Annotated in this window: 16 protein-coding genes and 5 riboswitches; of the genes, 10 read left to right on the forward strand and 6 right to left on the reverse strand. The window is 68.6% G+C overall.

Annotation, left to right across the window (positions count from 1 at the left end):
- Positions 1-405: 405 nt before the first annotated feature.
- Positions 406-1,536, forward strand: a complete 1,131-nt coding sequence (locus tag TFC3_RS33025; protein ID WP_161952719.1) for a tyrosine-type recombinase/integrase — start codon at positions 406-408, stop codon at positions 1,534-1,536.
- Between the two features lie 245 nt (positions 1,537-1,781).
- On the opposite strand, the gene TFC3_RS33030 is transcribed toward TFC3_RS33025, so the two are convergent.
- Positions 1,782-2,498, reverse strand: a complete 717-nt coding sequence (locus TFC3_RS33030; protein WP_236718621.1) for a TIGR02391 family protein — start codon at positions 2,496-2,498, stop codon at positions 1,782-1,784.
- 462 nt (positions 2,499-2,960) lie between these two features.
- Positions 2,961-3,175: riboswitch (cobalamin riboswitch) on the forward strand.
- 112 nt (positions 3,176-3,287) lie between these two features.
- Here TFC3_RS33030 and TFC3_RS33035 point away from each other — a divergent pair.
- From TFC3_RS33035 to TFC3_RS40600, 3 genes are read left to right on the forward strand one after another with little or no spacing between them, the layout of a single operon-like run.
- Complete coding sequence (locus TFC3_RS33035) at positions 3,288-5,690, forward strand: ribonucleoside-diphosphate reductase subunit alpha (RefSeq protein ID WP_067510032.1); 2,403 nt, start codon at positions 3,288-3,290, stop codon at positions 5,688-5,690.
- The gene (locus TFC3_RS33040; RefSeq protein WP_173745432.1) at positions 5,687-6,733 is read left to right on the forward strand and encodes a ribonucleotide-diphosphate reductase subunit beta; all 1,047 of its coding nucleotides are present in this window, start codon (positions 5,687-5,689) and stop codon (positions 6,731-6,733) included. The genes TFC3_RS33035 and TFC3_RS33040 overlap by 4 nt, the downstream gene beginning before the upstream one ends.
- Positions 6,734-6,779: 46 nt before the next feature.
- Positions 6,780-7,085, forward strand: coding sequence for a hypothetical protein (locus TFC3_RS40600; protein WP_082772717.1), 306 nt, complete (start codon positions 6,780-6,782; stop codon positions 7,083-7,085).
- Here TFC3_RS40600 and TFC3_RS37610 read toward each other — a convergent pair.
- On the reverse strand, positions 7,033-7,314 hold the full coding sequence (locus TFC3_RS37610) for a hypothetical protein (protein ID WP_067510034.1): 282 nt from the start codon (positions 7,312-7,314) through the stop codon (positions 7,033-7,035). The genes TFC3_RS40600 and TFC3_RS37610 overlap by 53 nt on opposite strands.
- 133 nt (positions 7,315-7,447) lie before the next feature.
- Positions 7,448-7,661: riboswitch (cobalamin riboswitch) on the forward strand.
- 122 nt (positions 7,662-7,783) lie between these two features.
- Here TFC3_RS37610 and metE point away from each other — a divergent pair.
- From metE to TFC3_RS33060, 3 genes are all read left to right on the forward strand, one after another.
- Entirely contained in the window at positions 7,784-10,033 is a 2,250-nt protein-coding gene (metE, locus tag TFC3_RS33050; protein ID WP_067510036.1) for a 5-methyltetrahydropteroyltriglutamate--homocysteine S-methyltransferase, read from the forward strand.
- A 33-nt stretch (positions 10,034-10,066) separates the two neighbouring features.
- Positions 10,067-10,216: riboswitch (cobalamin riboswitch) on the forward strand.
- Positions 10,217-10,250: 34 nt separating this feature from the next.
- Complete coding sequence (locus tag TFC3_RS33055; protein ID WP_067510064.1) at positions 10,251-10,466, forward strand: CbtB-domain containing protein; 216 nt, start codon at positions 10,251-10,253, stop codon at positions 10,464-10,466.
- 1 nt (position 10,467) lies between these two features.
- Positions 10,468-11,325 (forward strand): CbtA family protein, encoded by an 858-nt coding sequence (locus TFC3_RS33060; RefSeq protein WP_067510038.1) that lies wholly within the window; start codon positions 10,468-10,470, stop codon positions 11,323-11,325.
- Here TFC3_RS33060 and TFC3_RS33065 read toward each other — a convergent pair.
- The 3 genes from TFC3_RS33065 to TFC3_RS33075 all read right to left on the reverse strand — a co-directional run bounded on the left by TFC3_RS33065 (position 11,315) and on the right by TFC3_RS33075 (position 13,556).
- Positions 11,315-12,082, reverse strand: coding sequence for a (2Fe-2S)-binding protein (locus TFC3_RS33065; RefSeq protein WP_067510040.1), 768 nt, complete (start codon positions 12,080-12,082; stop codon positions 11,315-11,317). The two genes, TFC3_RS33060 and TFC3_RS33065, sit on opposite strands and share 11 nt — an antisense overlap.
- Positions 12,079-12,951, reverse strand: coding sequence for a MerR family transcriptional regulator (locus TFC3_RS33070; protein ID WP_067510048.1), 873 nt, complete (start codon positions 12,949-12,951; stop codon positions 12,079-12,081). The genes TFC3_RS33065 and TFC3_RS33070 overlap by 4 nt, the downstream gene beginning before the upstream one ends.
- A 49-nt stretch (positions 12,952-13,000) precedes the next feature.
- Positions 13,001-13,207, reverse strand: a riboswitch (cobalamin riboswitch).
- Positions 13,206-13,556, reverse strand: coding sequence for a hypothetical protein (locus tag TFC3_RS33075; protein ID WP_067510066.1), 351 nt, complete (start codon positions 13,554-13,556; stop codon positions 13,206-13,208). (Overlaps the previous riboswitch by 2 nt.)
- A gap of 73 nt (positions 13,557-13,629) precedes the next feature.
- A riboswitch (cobalamin riboswitch) is annotated at positions 13,630-13,840 on the forward strand.
- Positions 13,841-14,028: 188 nt separating this feature from the next.
- On the opposite strand from TFC3_RS33075, the gene TFC3_RS33080 reads away from it, so the two are divergent.
- Both TFC3_RS33080 and TFC3_RS33085 read left to right on the forward strand, forming a co-directional pair.
- A complete protein-coding gene (locus TFC3_RS33080) occupies positions 14,029-14,478 on the forward strand; it encodes an acyl-CoA thioesterase (protein ID WP_082772719.1) in 450 nt (149 codons plus the stop codon).
- Positions 14,475-15,095, forward strand: a complete 621-nt coding sequence (locus TFC3_RS33085; RefSeq protein ID WP_067510052.1) for a LysE family translocator — start codon at positions 14,475-14,477, stop codon at positions 15,093-15,095. Before TFC3_RS33080 ends, TFC3_RS33085 begins: the two co-directional genes overlap by 4 nt.
- A gap of 47 nt (positions 15,096-15,142) precedes the next feature.
- Here TFC3_RS33085 and TFC3_RS33090 read toward each other — a convergent pair whose 3' ends face one another.
- A complete protein-coding gene (locus TFC3_RS33090) occupies positions 15,143-15,574 on the reverse strand; it encodes a Fur family transcriptional regulator (RefSeq protein ID WP_161952721.1) in 432 nt (143 codons plus the stop codon).
- A gap of 118 nt (positions 15,575-15,692) precedes the next feature.
- Between TFC3_RS33090 and TFC3_RS33095 the strand changes: the two genes are divergently transcribed.
- Complete coding sequence (locus TFC3_RS33095; protein WP_067510055.1) at positions 15,693-16,829, forward strand: HoxN/HupN/NixA family nickel/cobalt transporter; 1,137 nt, start codon at positions 15,693-15,695, stop codon at positions 16,827-16,829.
- The last annotated feature ends 16 nt before the right edge of the window (positions 16,830-16,845 follow it).

The following is a 16,845-nucleotide window of genomic DNA, read 5'->3' on the forward strand; positions in this document are numbered from 1 at the left end:
GGGGCAAGGCGTACGGCGGGAGGCGATCGCTCGATGACCGGCATGTTGTTGGCGAGTGCAGCGGTATGGCGAGGCGCGCACACCGCCTTGAGCGTCCTAGGACATTTGGTGTCGTTGTCACACCACTCGGACGGAGGAGCCCTCCCCGTCCGGTTTACACCGCCCCACCCTGGTGCGCGTCAAGGTCGACTTATGGCTTCTCTTCATGCACGAGGAAATTCGTTCTGTGTCCGATGGCGGGCAGCGGCCGGACGCCAGCAGTGCTGCACGTTTGCCGGCCCATCCGACGTCAAGGCTGTCGCCGCTAAGCAGTACGTCGAGGCGCAGGGCGCCCAGGTCAGCAGCGCTCAGGTGTACGCGGCGATCGACCCGACGGCCTCCCGGGCGCTGGCACGACCGCCCACAGTGCTGCTGCGCGAGTGGATCGAGCGGTGGCTGGCCCTGAAGGTCGATGTCGCCGTCACCACGCACGCCGAGTACGCGCGGACCCTGCGCGGCCGCGTCGCCGCAAGTCTCGGCCACCTGCCGGTCGCCGAGATCACCCGGCACGAGCATCTAGATCCGTGGAAGGCGGCGCTGGCGCGGGAGTTGATGCCGGCCGGGGTGCGCAAGCACTGGATCGTGCTGAACCAGGTGATGCAAGACGCGGTGCCACATCTGCGCTGTGACAATCCGATGCGCCGGCCGGCCGGACGCCGCGGCAACGGCCTGCCCAGTATCAGCCCTCACCACGCGTGCGTGCTCGACGCTGATCAGGCCAGTATTCTGCTGACGCACTGCCCCGACGCCATCCATGCCGTCGTGGTCGCGTTGCTGGCGACCGGATTGCGGCTGGGGGAACTGCTCGGCCTGCGTGCCGAAGACATCCGCCTCGGTCGAGAACCGATGCTGCGCGTCGAGCGGACCTTACGCCGCGACGGCACCAACGCCGAGCCGAAGACGACGCGATCGCGACGGGCGGTGACGCTGACGCCTGGCACGACCGTCCTGTTCAGCCGCCTGATCGTCGGCAAGTCACCCGACGACCTGGTGTTCACCGCGCCCGACGGCGAACCGTGGAAAGCCGGCACGCTCCGGCAGCGGTACTGGCAGCGCGCTGTCATCGCCGCCCAACGCTGCCCGCATCACCCACCGGCTGCCGCTGCTTCCGGCTGGGTCAACCCGCGAGCGGTGTCGGCCTGTCACTGTCGGGGCCGGCTGCGGGTGCGGCCACGGTTGCAGGATCTACGGCACACCCACGTCGCCTACCTGATCCCCGCCGGATGGGATTTCCTCGCGATCCAGCTGCGTCTGGGCCACGCCTCGATCAGGACCACCTTCGACGTGTACGGGCATCTCCTGCCCCACGGCGAGCGGTCGCGGCTCGCCGTACTCGATGTCCGCATGCCCTTCCTGCAGACCACCTATGTGCTCTCAGCTACGGCACGCCGTTCGGGCAACCCATTCGCCGGGCGGCGTGGGCCGGCTGGGCGTCCGGGAGCCGTCGTCCGCAGAACGAGTCGTCGTCCGGCGCAGACCCGGCACACCAGAAAGTAGCGGCCACGATCGCCCGTGCCGATCAAGCTGCTTCAGGCCTCGCCGCGCGAGAGAACGGCACCTGCGCCGCGATGCAGCTTCCGCCACATCCCTTCGGCACCCCGCCCGTGGGGTTCGGGCCGACCTCCACGCTACCGATCGAGGGCGTCCTCTGACGTGTCAGCCAAGCAGGCCGTACTGGCCGATCCATTACCCACTCGGCGGCACACCAGATGAGCACATGCTGGAGGGCGCCGCCGGCCGAGCTACTTCTTGCTCAGGCGGGCCGCAGTGGTGTCCAGCATGCGCAGCAGGAGGTCGCCCAGCAGGATCACTTCCGAGGCCACGGTGGGGTCGCTGTAGGTGACCTGCCGGTGAGAGCTGGGGTTCTTGAACACGCCGATGGCCCCGGCGAACAGAGAGCTCACCGCGTCGCGCTCTCCGCCGTCAAGGCTCGCGTCGGTCAAGGGCCCGGTAGGGCCGAACGCGGAGCGCATCAGTTTCACGCCGATCTCGGAATCGCTGGCCCCGGCGAGTTCCCGCACGCGGATCTCCACCTCGCGCATGGCGGCGAACTCGTACTCCCCCAGCAGGAACTGCGACCGGACGCGGTCGGCGATGCGCGGGTGCAGGTCGACGTCGATCCGCCGGGCCGCCTGGATCAGCGCCAGTCCGTCTGATGCGGCGACGACCTGCTGGCCGAGACGGCTGATGATGAAGAACTCGGCTGACTGGTCGGGATCCGGGGCGATCAGGCCGGCATGGCGTAGCCAGTCGAGCGCCTCGACGACAGCGCGGACGGCGGCGGCCGAGGTCTGTCGATCGATCTCGTTCTGCGAGTAGGTCTGTTTGAGTCCCTGGATGACGTTGCTGCGCGCGGTCGGCCCGCTGCCGTTGGCGAAAGCGTGCAGCAGGTGCAGGCCGACGCGGTCAACGGGCAGGCCGATGGCGTCGCCGGCCGCAACGATCGGCGTGTAGGTCATCTTCACCGGGGCGACGCTAGGTGAGGGGTGGTCATGACGGCAACGCAGATCGGAAGCATGATCCGCCAACGCGGGACCGGCCAACAGCCATGTCACCAGGGGTTCCGCTATGGGATCGAGTCCGGGGGTTCGCTGAATAGAATGCCACGGGTCAGCCAATCGAGTGCCCGCGCCGCCAACGATCCCCTCGATGAGGCCCGAGCGGCCGGTGGCATTCCTCGTGCGTCTTGTCGTGCTTGCCCTCGTCGCTCCGGTTCCCTCGCGGAATCTCGTTCTCGGTGGCGGCGCAGGACCAGCGTGCATCTGACAATCGGCGCCTCCCGGACCAGGATGCGTCCACTTGGGTGAGCAAGTGCTTGAGCCCTCCGCGATGAGGTCACGGAAGGCGAGGGTTGAGTGACCGTGGGGCGCGACACGCCGAACACACCATCTGGTGTTGCCTTCGATGACACTCGCCCATATATGGTGTTGCTCGCAGCTGGTTCGATCATCGCTTCGGCGGTGATCGAGGCAAGAGGGAACCCGGTGTGAGTCCGGGACTGCCCCGCAGCGGTGAGTGGGAACGAACGCCGTCACACAAGCACTGGGCTCCGCAGGGCCTGGGAAGCGATGGCCAGTAGGCGACCGTGAGGTCATGCCCGCGAGTCCGAAGACCTGCCAGCGCACCGTGCGCCGCCGTGGCGTGCGGTGGTCGAAGGCCGCGCGGGACGGCCGACGCCGAGATGACGGCCGGACCGTGGGCCGTCGGCGTCCCCGTGTGCCTTCACAAGGGCTTTGGGGGACGCGGAGATGACGGTCACAGACGAGAAGACGGCCGCGCCGGAGCAGCGCCGGCATCAGATGCAGGTCCGCAAGCGCAACGGCGACCTCGAGACGGTCGACGTCAACAAGATCGTCAAGGCGGTCGAGCGGTGGGTGACCGACCTCGACGAGGTCGACCCGCTGCGCGTCGCGACCAAGACGATCAGCGGCCTGTACGACGGCGCGACCACCGCCGAGCTGGACAAACTGTCCATTCAGACGTCGGCCGAACTGATCGGCGAGGAGCCGCAGTACTCCCGGCTGGCCGCGCGCCTGCTCGCCGCGTACGTGGAGAAGGAAGTTCGCAATCAGGGCGTCGCGACTTTCAGCCAGTCGATCCGCTACGCGCACCAGCAGGGCCTGATCGGCGACGAGACGGCCGCGTTCGTGGCCAAGAACGCCCGCAAGCTCGACGACGCCGTGGACGAGAACCAGAATCTGCGGTTCGAGTACTTCGGGCTGCGGACGGTGGCCGACCGCTACCTGCTGCGCCACCCACAGGAGCGCACGGTGGTCGAGACCCCGCAGTACTTCCTGCTGCGCGTCGCCTGTGGGCTGAGCACCACGCCGGCCGAGGCGATCGGCTTCTACAAGCTCATGTCGAGCTTGGCTTATCTGCCGAGCTCGCCGACGCTGTTCAACTCGGGCACCCGGCACACGCAGATGTCGTCCTGCTTCCTCGTCGATTCCCCCAAGGACGAGCTCGACTCGATCTACGAGCGCTACCACCAGGTCGCCAAGCTGTCGAAGTTCTCCGGCGGCATCGGCATCTCGTGGAGCCGGGTCCGCGGCCGGGGCGCGCTGATCCGCGGGACCAACGGCAAGTCGAACGGCATCGTGCCGTTCCTCAAGACCCTCGACGCGGGCGTGGCCGCGGTCAACCAGGGTGGCCGGCGCAAGGGTGCCGCCTGCGTCTATCTGGAGCCGTGGCACCCCGACGTCGAGGAGTTCCTGGAGCTGCGCGACAACACCGGCGAGGAGTCCCGGCGTACGCATAATTTGAATCTGGCCAACTGGATCCCGGATGAGTTCATGCGCCGGGTCGAGGCTGACGGCGACTGGTCGCTGATCGACCCGTCCGATGCCCCTGAGCTGCCGGACCTGTTTGGTGACGAGTTCGATGAGGCCTACCGGGCCGCGGAGAAGAAGGCGGTCAAGACCGTCAAGGCCCGCGATTTGTACGGGCGGATGATGCGCACCCTGGCGCAGACCGGTAACGGGTGGATGACGTTCAAGGATCCGTCCAACCGGCTGTCCAACCAGACCGGCGTCCCCGGCAACACGATTCACCTGTCGAACTTGTGCACCGAGATCCTCGAGGTCAACTCGGACGACGAGACGGCGGTGTGCAACCTCGGCTCGATCAACCTCGGGGCGCACATTACCGACGGCGGCGTCGATTGGGAGAAGCTGCGCGCTACCGTCCGGACGGCAGTGGTCTTCCTCGACCGGGTCATCGACATCAACTTCTACCCGTCGGCCCAGGCGGAGAAGTCGAACCCGCGGTGGCGGCCGATCGGGCTGGGGCTGATGGGCCTACAGGACGCGTTTTTCCAGCTACGGTTGCCGTTCGACTCGGCTGCGGCCAAGGAGCTGTCGACCCGCGTGCAGGAGGAGATTTTCCTGACTGCGCTGGAGTCGAGCGTGGCGCTGGCCGAGCAGTTCGGCCCGCACCCGGCGTATGCGGAAACCCGGGCGGCCAAGGGTGACCTTCACCATGAGCTGTGGGGTGCGACGCCTGAGCAGACCGACCGCTGGGCTTCTTTGAAGGGCCGGATCGCCGAGCACGGCCTGCGTAACTCGCTCATGATCGCGATTGCGCCGACGGCCACCATCGCGTCGATCGCGGGCTGCTACGAGTGCATCGAGCCGCAGGTGTCGAACCTGTTCAAGCGCGAGACCATGTCGGGCGAGTTCTTGCAGATCAACTCCTATCTTGTCCGGGAACTGAAGGCTCGCGGGCTGTGGACGGCTGCCATCCGGGAGCAGATCAAGCGGGCCGAGGGGTCGGTGCAGGGCATCGCTGAGCTGCCCGAGGACGTGCGGGAGCTGTTCCGCACAGCGTGGGAACTGCCGCAGAAGGCGCTGATCGACCTGGCCGCCGCCCGCGCGCCCTACATCGACCAGTCGCAGTCGCTCAACCTGTTCCTGAGTGCCCCAACGATCGGCAAGCTCTCCTCGATGTACCTGTACGGCTGGAAGGCCGGCCTGAAGACGTCGTACTACCTGCGCTCGCGGCCCGCGACGCGCATTCAGCAGGCGACCGTGTCCGTGGCTCCGGCCGCGGCCGTGACGACGCCCGTCGTCACCTCGCCCATCGCCGTCATCTCCGACGACGAGGCGCTCGCCTGCTCCTTGGAAAACCCCGAAAGCTGTGAGGCCTGCCAGTGACCACCATTCCCGAACCCCGCACCGCGCCCGCCGAGACCAGGCACCAGATGCTGCTCGACCCGGGCATGGATCTCACGCTGCGGCCGATGCGTTACCCGCACTTCTTCGACCGGTTCAAGGACGCCATCAAGAACACCTGGACCGTCGAAGAGGTCGACCTGCACTCCGACCTGGCGGACCTGTCCCGGTTGTCGCCGGCTGAGCAGCACCTGGTGTCGCGGCTGGTGGCGTTCTTCGCCACCGGTGACACGATCGTGGCCAACAACTTGGTGCTCAACCTGTATCAGCACGTCAACTCGCCCGAGGGCCGGCTGTATCTGTCGCGGCAGCTGTTCGAGGAGGCCGTGCACGTCCAGTTCTATTTGAACCTGCTCGACACGTACGTGCCGAACGAGCAGGAGCGGTTCGAGGCGTTCGCTGCGGTCGAAAACATTCCGTCGATCGCGCGCAAGGCTGAGTTCTGCTTCAAGTGGATCGACTCGATCTACTCGGTCCGCGAACTCAGGACACGCGAGGACCGGCGGGCGTTCCTGCTCAACGTTATCTGCTTCGCCGCGTGCATCGAGGGCCTGTTCTTCTACGGCGCCTTCGCCTACGTCTACTTCCTTCGCTCGCGAGGGCTGCTGAACGGGCTCGCGTCCGGCACCAACTGGGTATTCCGCGACGAGAGCATGCACATGGCGTTCGCGTTCGACGTCGTCGACACCGTACGCCAGGAGGAACCGGACCTGTTTGACACCGAGATGGAGCAGCAGGTCAAGGACATGCTGGCCGAGGCCGTCGAGTGCGAGGTCCAGTTCGCCGCCGACATTCTCGAGCAGGGTGTCTCCGGCATGTCCCTGGCCGACATGCGCGAGTACCTGCAGCACGTCGCCGACCGGCGGCTCGAGGTGCTCGGCATCGAGCCCGTCTACGGCAGCAAGAACCCGTTCGCGTTCATGGAACTGCAGGACGTCCAGGAACTGTCGAACTTCTTCGAGCGCCGCGTCTCGGCCTACCAGGTCGGCGTGACCGGCTCGGTCTCGTTCGACGACGATTTCTGATCGCCGCCGGCCGCCTTCCCTGCTCACCGACCGCGTTGCGTCGCTGATGCGGGAAGGTGGCTGGCGTCAGGTGACGGTGACCGCCTCGATGGGGCATCTCGGCACCGACGTCACGGGGGTCGCCGCAGACGGGCGACGCTGGGTGTTGCGCTGCCATCCCGACCCGTCGAGCGTCGCCGCGCTCGACGTCCACCGGTTCGCCGACGGCGTTCGTGAGATGCGACGCGGTGACCTCACCATGATCGTTGTCGGAGGAGCCGCTCCTGCATCTCTGGTGCAGGCGGCGTCTCGGGCCGGGGTCACCGTCGTTGACGCCGCAAGCCTGTCTTGGTGGGAGAACCTGCAGGCGTGACCCGCTCGGAGTGCTGCACCACCGCGGCGATCTGCTCGCAGACGCACTCCGCCGGCCCGGCCTCGGCCAGGATCGATTCCACCCTGGCCAGCCGGGCCCGCGCGTCCTGCAGTTGCTGATGCATGCGTGTGGCCCGCGCCGATCGTGCGCCTACCTGGCGGCGGGAGGCGTCCAGGCGATCGAAATCGGCAGGGCGCACGGCGATCATCTCGCGGCCGTCGACCACCACGGTGTGTCTGTCGATCCTTCGGCCCATGCGGCACCTTCCCGCGTAACGGACATCGGACGACCAGTGAACCACAGACCGGCCAGCCCTTGTCCCGTACGGCGGACGCCCTCACCCGATTCCCCGTGCGGCCCGTACGATGGCGGGCGGTGCTGGTTCGCCCTGTCCGCCAGGCGGGGTGTCGTAAGAGGGAACCCGGTGTGAGACCGGGACTGCCCCGCAGCGGTGAGTGGGAACGAACGCCGTCAACGAAGCACTGGACGCCACTAAAGCGTCTGGGAAGCGACCGCCGGTAGGAACGAGCAGGACGCCCACGAGTCCGAAGACCTGCCAGCGCTGCGCACACCGCCGGTGTGCGCCGCCGGCGACCCCTCGGGAGGGTCAGGGCGGAAGCCGGTACCTCGCCGTACCCTGCCTTCCACCTTCCTCTCGTGTGCTGTCGTCGGGCACTTCGAGGGAAGGAATCCCTGTCGTGACAACGCCTTTCGGGCAGAGCACCGTGCTCGGCTACCCGCGCATCGGCGCGAACCGTGAGCTGAAGAAGGCCGTCGAGGCCTACTGGGCCGGCACCATCGACACCCCCGAGCTCGAGACCACTGCTGCCGGGCTGCGGGCCGAGGTGTGGCAGGCGCTGCGCAACGCCCGCCTGGACGCCATCCCGTCCAACACGTTCTCCTACTACGACCACGTTCTGGATACCGCCGTCGCCGTCGGCGCAATCCCGGACCGGTTCGAGCGGCACGGCTTGTCGGAGCTGGACACCTACTTCGCGATGGCCCGCGGGGTGGATGCCGAGCCCGCGCTCGAGCTGACGAAGTGGTTCGACACCAACTACCACTACCTGGTCCCCGAGATCGCCGACGACCTCACCTTCCGCGCCCAGCCGGACAAGGCCCTGCGCGAGTTCGCCGAGGCCACCGCTCTGGGCATCACCACTCGCCCGGTGTTGGTCGGGCCGGCTACCTTCCTGCTGCTGGCCAAGCCGTCCGAGTCGAGCGGCCGGCCGTTCGACCGGCTCGGCGATCTGACCGACATCTACGCCGACATCCTCGGCCGGCTCGCCGACGCCGGTGTGGAGTGGGTGCAGCTGGACGAGCCCGCCTACGTCAACGACCGCAGCGCCGAGGAGATCGACGCGCTGCGGGCGGTCTACCACCGCCTCGCCGGCCTGGAACGCCGGCCGCAGATCTTCGTCGCGACCTACTTCGGTGAGCTCGGCGACGCCCTGCCCGCCCTGCTCGACAGCCCGATCGAAGCCCTCGGCGTCGACCTGGTGGCCGGCGAGGGCAACCTGGCCCGCCTGGCCGCGGCCGGGCCGCTGCGAGGCAAGACGATCGTGGCCGGGCTGGTCGACGGGCACAACATCTGGCGCACCGACCTGCGCGCCGCCGCCGCGACCGGCGCGACGGTCACCGGGCTGGCAGACCACGTGGCCGTCTCCACGTCGTGCTCCCTGCTGCACGTACCGGTCGACCTGTCGGTGGAAAAGTGCCTCGACCCCGAGCTGTACGCGCGGCTGGCGTTCGCCCGGCAGAAGGTCGACGAGGTAGTGCTGCTCGGTAAGGCGCTGCGCGACGGCACCGCGCATCTGCCGGAGCCGCTGCCGCCGGCACCGGCGGCGTGGCGCAACGCGTCGGTCCGCGACCGGTTGGCCGCGTTGAGCCCGGCCGACCGGCAGCGGGGCGCCTACGCCGAGCGGGCGGCCGCGCAGCAGGCTCGCCTCGCTCTGCCCGACCTGCCGACCACCACGATCGGGTCGTTCCCGCAGACCGCCGAGCTGCGTAAGGCCCGCGCCGAGCTGCGGGCCGGCACGCTCGACCAGGCCGGCTACGCCGCTCGGATGCGCGCCGAGGTCGAACACGTGATCCGGCTGCAGGAGGCCCTCGGCCTTGACGTGTTGGTGCACGGGGAGCCGGAGCGCAACGACATGGTGCAGTACTTCGGCGACCAGTTCGACGGGTTCGCCACCACCGAGCTGGGCTGGGTGCAGTCGTACGGCTCCCGGTGTGTACGCCCGCCGATCATCTACGGCGACGTCGCGCGCAAGGCGGCGATGACCGTCGAGTGGTCGGCCTACGCCCAGTCGCTGACGCCGAGGCCGGTTAAGGGCATGCTCACTGGCCCGGTCACCATCCTGGCGTGGAGCTTTGTCCGCAACGACCAGCCCCGCGCCGACACCGCCGACCAGGTCGCCCTGGCCCTGCGCGACGAGACCGTCGACCTCGAGACCGCCGGCATCAGGGTGATCCAGGTCGACGAACCCGCCCTACGCGAGACCCTGCCGCTGCGCAAGGCCGACCAGAAGGCGTACCTGGACTGGGCCGTGGGTGCGTTCCGGCTGGCCACCAGCGGCGTCGCGGACGACACTCAGATCCACACCCACCTGTGCTACTCGGAGTTCGGTGAGGTCATCACCGCGATCGACGCCCTCGATGCTGACGTCACCAGCATCGAGGCGTCGCGCTCCAAGATGGAGGTTCTCGACGACCTGGCCGCGATCGGCTATAGCCGAGGTGTTGGGCCCGGGGTGTGGGATATCCACTCGCCGCGGGTGCCGTCGCACGACGAGGTCGTCGGCGCGTTGCGCCGGGCCGTCGCCGCTGTCCCGGCTCAGCGGCTGTGGGTCAACCCCGACTGCGGTCTGAAGACCCGCGGCTATCCCGAGGTCGAGGCCTCCCTGAAGCGGCTGGTCGCGGCGGCCTCCGTCGTCCGCGGCAGCTGACCTTTCGCACCGGTCCGGGCGCGTCCATCCATGACAGATGTCATGCTGGCGGGCGCGCCCGGCCACCTAAGGTCGAAGGTTGGGACGGTGTGAGGAAGCTGGGGAAGATCCAGCACGGTCGCGCCACTGTGAGCCCGGCACCCGCCGGCAAGTCAGATACTCACCCGCTCCCGTGCCCCACCCGTACGAGGGACGCTCGATCCCCAAGGAGGCTTTCGTGAGTACTGCGTCGCAACCCACGACCGCGGCGACCCCGCTGGTCATCCCCGGCTCCCGGGCCGTGCTGTGGCTGGTCGGCACCGTGCTGCTGGCTCTGGCCGTCTACTACTTCATCGGCGTCGACCAGGGCGCGGTCTCGGTGTTCGGCAACGACACCCACATCCACGAGTTCGTCCACGACGGCCGTCACTTCCTCGGCTTCCCCTGCCACTGACATGGAGAAGCAGATCATCGGGCGCGGCATCCTGGCCGGCGCCCTCGGCGGTGTGCTCGCTTTCGGATTCGCGCGGATCTTCGCGGAACCGCAGATCCAGCAGGCCATCGACTACGAGAGTGGCCGCGACGCCGCCCAGCAGGCGCTCGACAAAGCAGCCGGGCTGCCGGTCGAACCCGAAGGCATGGAAGTGTTCTCCCGTGCGGTGCAGGCCAACATCGGCATCGGTGCGGGCATCATCTTCTTCGGCGCCGCGATGGGTGCGCTGTTCGCCGTCGCGTACGCCCTCTACCTCGGCCGGGCCGGCCAGATCCGGCCGCGGACCCTGGCCTTGCTGGTGGCCGGCGGCGGTTTCATGGGCATGTATTTGGTGCCGTTCGTCAAGTACCCGGCCAACCCGCCCGCCATCGGCCACGAGGACACCATCCAGCAGCGCAGCAGTTTCTACCTGCTGATGGTCGCCGCGTCGGTGCTGTTCCTGATCCTTGCGGTTTGGCTCGGCAAACGCCTGCAGCCGCGGTTCGGCACGTGGAACGCGACCCTGATCGCCGGTGGCGTGTTCATCGTGGCAACCGCGATCGTCATGCTGGCCCTGCCGCAGTTCGGCGAGCTGGCCACCAACAGGCAACTCCACCAGGCCACGGAGACACCAGCACCGCTCACCGACGCCAGCGGGAAGATCGTCTTCCCGGACTTTCCCGCCGACCTGCTGTTCACCTTCCGCCTCTACTCCGTAGGGGCGCAGCTGATCCTGTGGGCGACGATCGGGCTGGTCTTCGCCCCACTGGCCGAACGGCTGCTCGGCGGGGCACCGGCACGCCGCACGACCAGCACTCCACGGGCGTCGGTCATCGGTTGAGCACCGCTTGCCACTGCTGACGCCGGACATGATCCGGCGTCAGCACGCAGTCACCACAGGTGCCGCCACCGGGGATCCGGTAGTACAGGCAGCAGTTACGGCGCACCAGGAACCAGCGGGCCCGCCCGGGATCGGGCCGGTGCAACGCGGCCGTGCCCATCAACGGCGCAGCGGTGAGCATGCCGTCGACGATCGTGGCGGCCCGTCCGGCTGCGGCCGGGTCACCGGCGTGGTCGGCGATCATGCCGGCGGCGCCGCCCAACGCCGAGGCCACGTTGCCCCACAGCACCTGCCGTGACACGACGAACCGGCTGCGGAAAACCTCCAGCACCGGCGCGACCAGCCCATTGATCGCCGTGCGGGTCAGTTCCGGCGCCGCGTCGCCCGCTGCGGCGTCGAGCGGGTCGTAGGCGATAGGCATGGGACCGCCGTCGACGGGCTGCCACCACAACCGGGCCGGGTCGGCCACCGGGACAACACCGGTCAGGGCGGCCGCGGCCAGCAGCGGCGACACCAACCTTGCGGCGAGCCCAAGGAACATCGTGGAGGCGACGACACGGTCACTGATGTCGTCGCCGCTCAGCCCGGACATGCGGATGAGGACCTGCTGGCCGGCGGTCACACGTTCGGCCATGACCTGCGGATCCAGCAGGTCCGCCATCGGTCGCCAGCCGGTTCGGTTCTCGTGTGGCTGCCAGGTGAAGTAGGGCCCGAGCCGGGCTGCGGCCTCGAGCGCCGACCGCACCGCGCCGTTCACGCGGCAACCAGCCCAGTCACGGCGGCGACGGCGTCGGCCAGCGTGGCCGCGGTGCTCTGATCGCCCCAGCCGTGCCCGCCGGTGACGATCGCGGGACGCCATCGCGCGCCGTCGGTCAGCGCCGACAGCAGGACAGGCATCGCGGAGTGCTGCGCGTGACTCCACAGCACGACGGCGGCGGGATGCCCACGGTCCACGACGTCGGTGAGCGTGTCGCGGTCCAGTCCGGCGCCCAGATGCACTGATCCGATGCCGGCTTCGGCGAGCGCCGCGGCGAGAGCGTCGAGGGCGGCGACGTCACGGCGTGCGTCGGCGGCCACCAGCAGCGTGCGTACCGGCTGGCCGGCGGGCGGGCGGGGCACCGCCGCGAAGACCTCGTTCAGGCATCGGCCCAGCACCCGCCGGGCGGCGTCCTTGCGTGCCAGCGGGGATCTGGACTGGCTGATCAGGGTGAATGCCGGCCCGGCGAGGGTGTGATAGGTATGCACGACACCGTGGGCGGCAACCGCGGCGGTCAGGGTGTCGCGCAGGGCCAGCACATCGAGTCGCTGGGCGGCGCGGGCCAGTCCCCGTGCGGCCGAGGCGGTTGCCTGGTCGGTGATCGGGTGTTCGGCCGCGCACGGGGTGGTTTGACGGCGGGCCATCCGGGCCGCTTCCGCGGCGGGCACACCGTGAGTGGTCAGCCGGGTCATGACGGTCAGAGCGGCCACATCGTGGGGCGTGTAGCGGCGGTGCCGGCCGGCTTCATGACTACTCGGGCCGAGCCCGTAACGCTGATGCCAGGTACGCAGCGTGGTCGGCGCGATGCCGAGATGCCGCGCCACAGTGCCCGCGCTGAGCGTATCCCCGCGCGCACTCGCTTCGATCATGGATGTGTCCACCGCCGACCCGCCCTCGAGGTCACCGCAAGGACCACGCCGGACAGGCGTGGGCAGTGGCAGGTCTTCGGACTTGCGGGCGTGATACTCGTACCTACTGGCCGTCGCTTCCCAAACCTCGCGGTTCAGTGCGTGTGACGGCGGTTGTTCCCGCTCACCGCTGCGGGGCAGTCCCGGATTCCCACCGGGTTCCCTCTTACGACGCCTGCCCTGGCGGGGCGGGCGAACCAGCTGCGCCTGTCATCCTAGTCCGCGGGCCGACCGGGGTGAATGGGTGCGGGGATCAGTGACAGCTGCAGGATGGCTGGCATCGCCGCCACGCCCGGCCCGCCGTCGCGGACCCAGGCGGTGATGTTGTCCACGACGGCCGGGTCACCGATCAGCCCGAACCACGCCGGCCGGGCACCCGCCCGGCGGGCCACCGGGCTTGGTTGCACGACGACGACATTGGCCTGCTCACACACGTCCAGGCACAGGCTGGTACGGACCCGGTGCGGCGCCGGCAACGCCGCACGTAGCTGCTGCAGCTGCCCGTCGTGGTCGACGCCGGGGTGCTTGTCTGGGCTGCCGCAGCAGCAGTCCCGGCACACCGTCACCATGCACCCGGCATCACCGCGGGTCTGCTCATCGATCGGCACCCAGCCACCGTAGGCGACGCCGATGCAGCATATGCTGGCCGGTAGCGCTGGTTCATCCTGCTCACCAGGTGGGGTGTCGTAAGAGGGAACCCGGTGGGAATCCGGGACTGCCCCGCAGCGGTGAGCGGGAACAACCGCCGTCACACGCACTGAACCGCGAGGTTTGGGAAGCGACGGCCAGTAGGCGACCTTCAGGGTCTTGCCCGCGAGTCCGAAGACCTGCCAGCGCCGCGTACACGGCAGGCGTGTGCGCTGCCGTCGGCCTCGCGGGTGGGCCGGACGTGCGCCGCACCACCGCGCCGAGGCGGCGGGTGGTGTTGTTCGCCGTCCCTCCGTGGTGCCGTCCGACCTTCGAACGGATACCAACGCGTTGACATCCAACGACCCGGGGCGGCCGCCGTCGGCCTCCGAGCTGACCCTGTCGCAGATCATGGACCAGCACCACACCAACCTGATGGGCACCGTGCACGGCGGCCGCATCCTCAACCTCATCGACTCCGTCGCCGGGGTCGTCGCCGCCCGCCACTCCGACGGGCCGGCGGTCACCGCGGCCATGGACGAGACCGCGTTTCTCCAGGCCGTCCGCGTCGGCGATGTCGTCCACGTGCACGCCCGCATCACCTGGGCCGGGCGCAGCTCGATGGAGGTCGCCGTCCGGGTCACCGCCGACCGGTGGGACCGCGCCGTCCCGCCCACCCTGGTCGCCACCTCGCACCTGGTCATGGTGGCCATCGACGAACAGGGCAAACCTCGGCCCATCGCCGCGCTGCTACCCGAGACCGACGAGGACCACAAAGCGTTCCGCCGTGCGCAGATCCGCCGCGAGCACCGTCTGGCCCTGCGTAACGCGCTGGCCGACCCGGACGAGGCCGCCGCATGATCTCGTGGACCGTGCTGGCCGGCTACCTCGCCGCGATCACCCTGCTCATGATCACACCAGGTCCGGACATGATGTTCGTACTCACCAACGCCACCCGCTACGGCGCCCGCGCCGGGATCGCCGCTGCGCTCGGCGTGGCCATCGGTGAGGCCGTACATGTTGCTGCGGTCATCGGTGGTCTCGCCGCGGCGCTCACCGCGTCGCCTGGTTTATTCGCGTTGGTTCGCTATGCGGGTGCCGCCTACCTCGTGCTGCTCGGTGTCCAGGCGCTGCGGCAACGCTCCGCCATTGCCGGCACCGAGCCGGGCGTGTCCGACACCGGCTGGCCGGCGTCGTTGCAGCGGGGCCTGTTGACGAACCTGCTCAACCCGAAGATGGTTTTGTTCAGCGTCGCGTTCCTGCCGCAATTTGTGCGTCCCGCTGCGGGCGACGTGTCGCTGCAACTGCTGGTCTTGGGCGCCTTGTTCGTTGCGGTGCAACTTGTCGTGGACATCAGCATCGCGGCGGCGGCCGGCCGGATCCGGCGGCGCCTGTCGCGGGGCCGGACCGCACGGTGGATCAACCGTCTCTGCGCGGGCGTATTCATCGCGTTGGGCCTGCGTCTGGCCATCGGCTGAGCCGCCAGCGGCCACGTGGGTGTAACGGTGCTCGCCGAGCTCGACGTTCAGCTGCGGCAGGCGCCGCAGCAGCCGGCCAGGGTCATGCTCTGCCCGGCGAAACGGTATCCGGTCTGTGATTCGGCGGTGGCGAGCAGCCTGTCGAGTGCAGCGGCGGGGATCTCGGCCAGGCTGCCGCAGTCAGCGCAGAGGACGTGGTGGTGGGCCCGGTCGGCGAGACCGTACCGGGTCTGCGATCCGTCGTTGAGGCTGTGCACGACGCCGCTCTCCGCCAACGCACGTAACGTTCGATAGACGGTCGACAGGTCCATTTGCGGATACCGGCTGACGAGCTGTTCGTGCAGCCCACGCGCTGATAGATGCGCCTCGGCGGCGAGCATGGCCTGTACGAGCTCGCTCTTGGCGACCGTCCAGCGACGCCCGTCGCAGCGCAGCTGGTCACGGATCGCGTCCAGTCGTCGCTGATCTACTTCCGTCACGACCCGCACCGCCTTCCTTGTCGCCAATCTCACGCTATCGCCACAGTCTTGCAATTGACGACCACCAGGCTTAGCTTCCGCATAGAAGGACCATCGCGGCGAGGAAGAAGACCGGCCCATGAGCGATACCGCCCTGTCCCGCATTTCCGGCTTCCGGCGCAGCCTGTCCCGGCGTGACTGGCGGTCGCTGACCGGCATGGCGGCGTTCATCCTGCTGCTGCACGTGATCGGGTTCGGGGTGTTGTTCGCCTTCGTCGTCCCCCAGCACTTCCACCTCGGCGGGGACCACCCGGTCTTCACCGTCGGCGTGGGGATCCTGGCGTACACGTTCGGGTTGCGGCACGCGTTCGACGCCGACCACATCGCCGCGGTCGACAACACCACCCGCAAACTGATCCAGGACAACACCGAGGCCGGGTCTGACCGGAAGCCGTTGTCGGTCGGGTTCTGGTTCTCCCTGGGCCACTCGACGATCGTGTTCTGCCTGGCGTTCCTGCTCTCGGTCGGCGTCAAAACGCTGGCCGGGCAGGTCGAGAACGACGGCAGTGCCCTGCACTCGGTCACCGGGGTGATCGGCGCGTCGGTGTCCGGGGTGTTCCTGTGGATTCTCGGCATCCTCAACCTGGTCGTGCTGATCGGCGTGATCAAGGTGTTCCGGGCGCTGCGGCGCGGTGAGTACGACGAGCAGAAACTCGAGGACCAGCTCAACAAGCGCGGCTTCATGAACCGGTTCCTCGGCGGCCTGACCAAGTCGGTGCGTAAGCCCTGGCACATCTACCCGATCGGGGTGCTGTTCGGGCTCGGGTTCGACACCGCCACCGAGGTCGGGCTGCTGGTGCTGGCCGGCGGCGCGGCCGCGTTCGCGCTGCCGTTCTACTCGATCCTGGTGCTGCCGATCCTGTTCGCCGCCGGGATGTGCCTGATGGACACCATCGACGGGGTGTTCATGAACTACGCCTACGGGTGGGCGTTCGCCAAGCCGGTCCGCAAGGTCTTCTACAACATCACCATCACCTCCATCTCGGTCGCCGTCGCCCTGATCATCGGCACGATCGAGCTGATCGGTGTCCTCGACGACCAGGCCAACATCACCACCGGCCCCCTGGCGGCGATCGGTGAGATTCCGCTCGACTACGCCGGGTACGGGATTGTGGCCTTGTTCGTGCTGGCCTGGGTGGTCGCGCTCGCGGTGTGGCGGTTCGGTCGCATCGAGCAGCGCTGGTCGGCGAACCCGGCCCCCGCCGCAAACGACTAACTCGCGTCGTTCGGGG

Source organism: Actinoplanes sp. TFC3 (genome assembly GCF_001553785.1).
Taxonomy (GTDB): Bacteria; Actinomycetota; Actinomycetes; order Mycobacteriales; family Micromonosporaceae; genus Actinoplanes.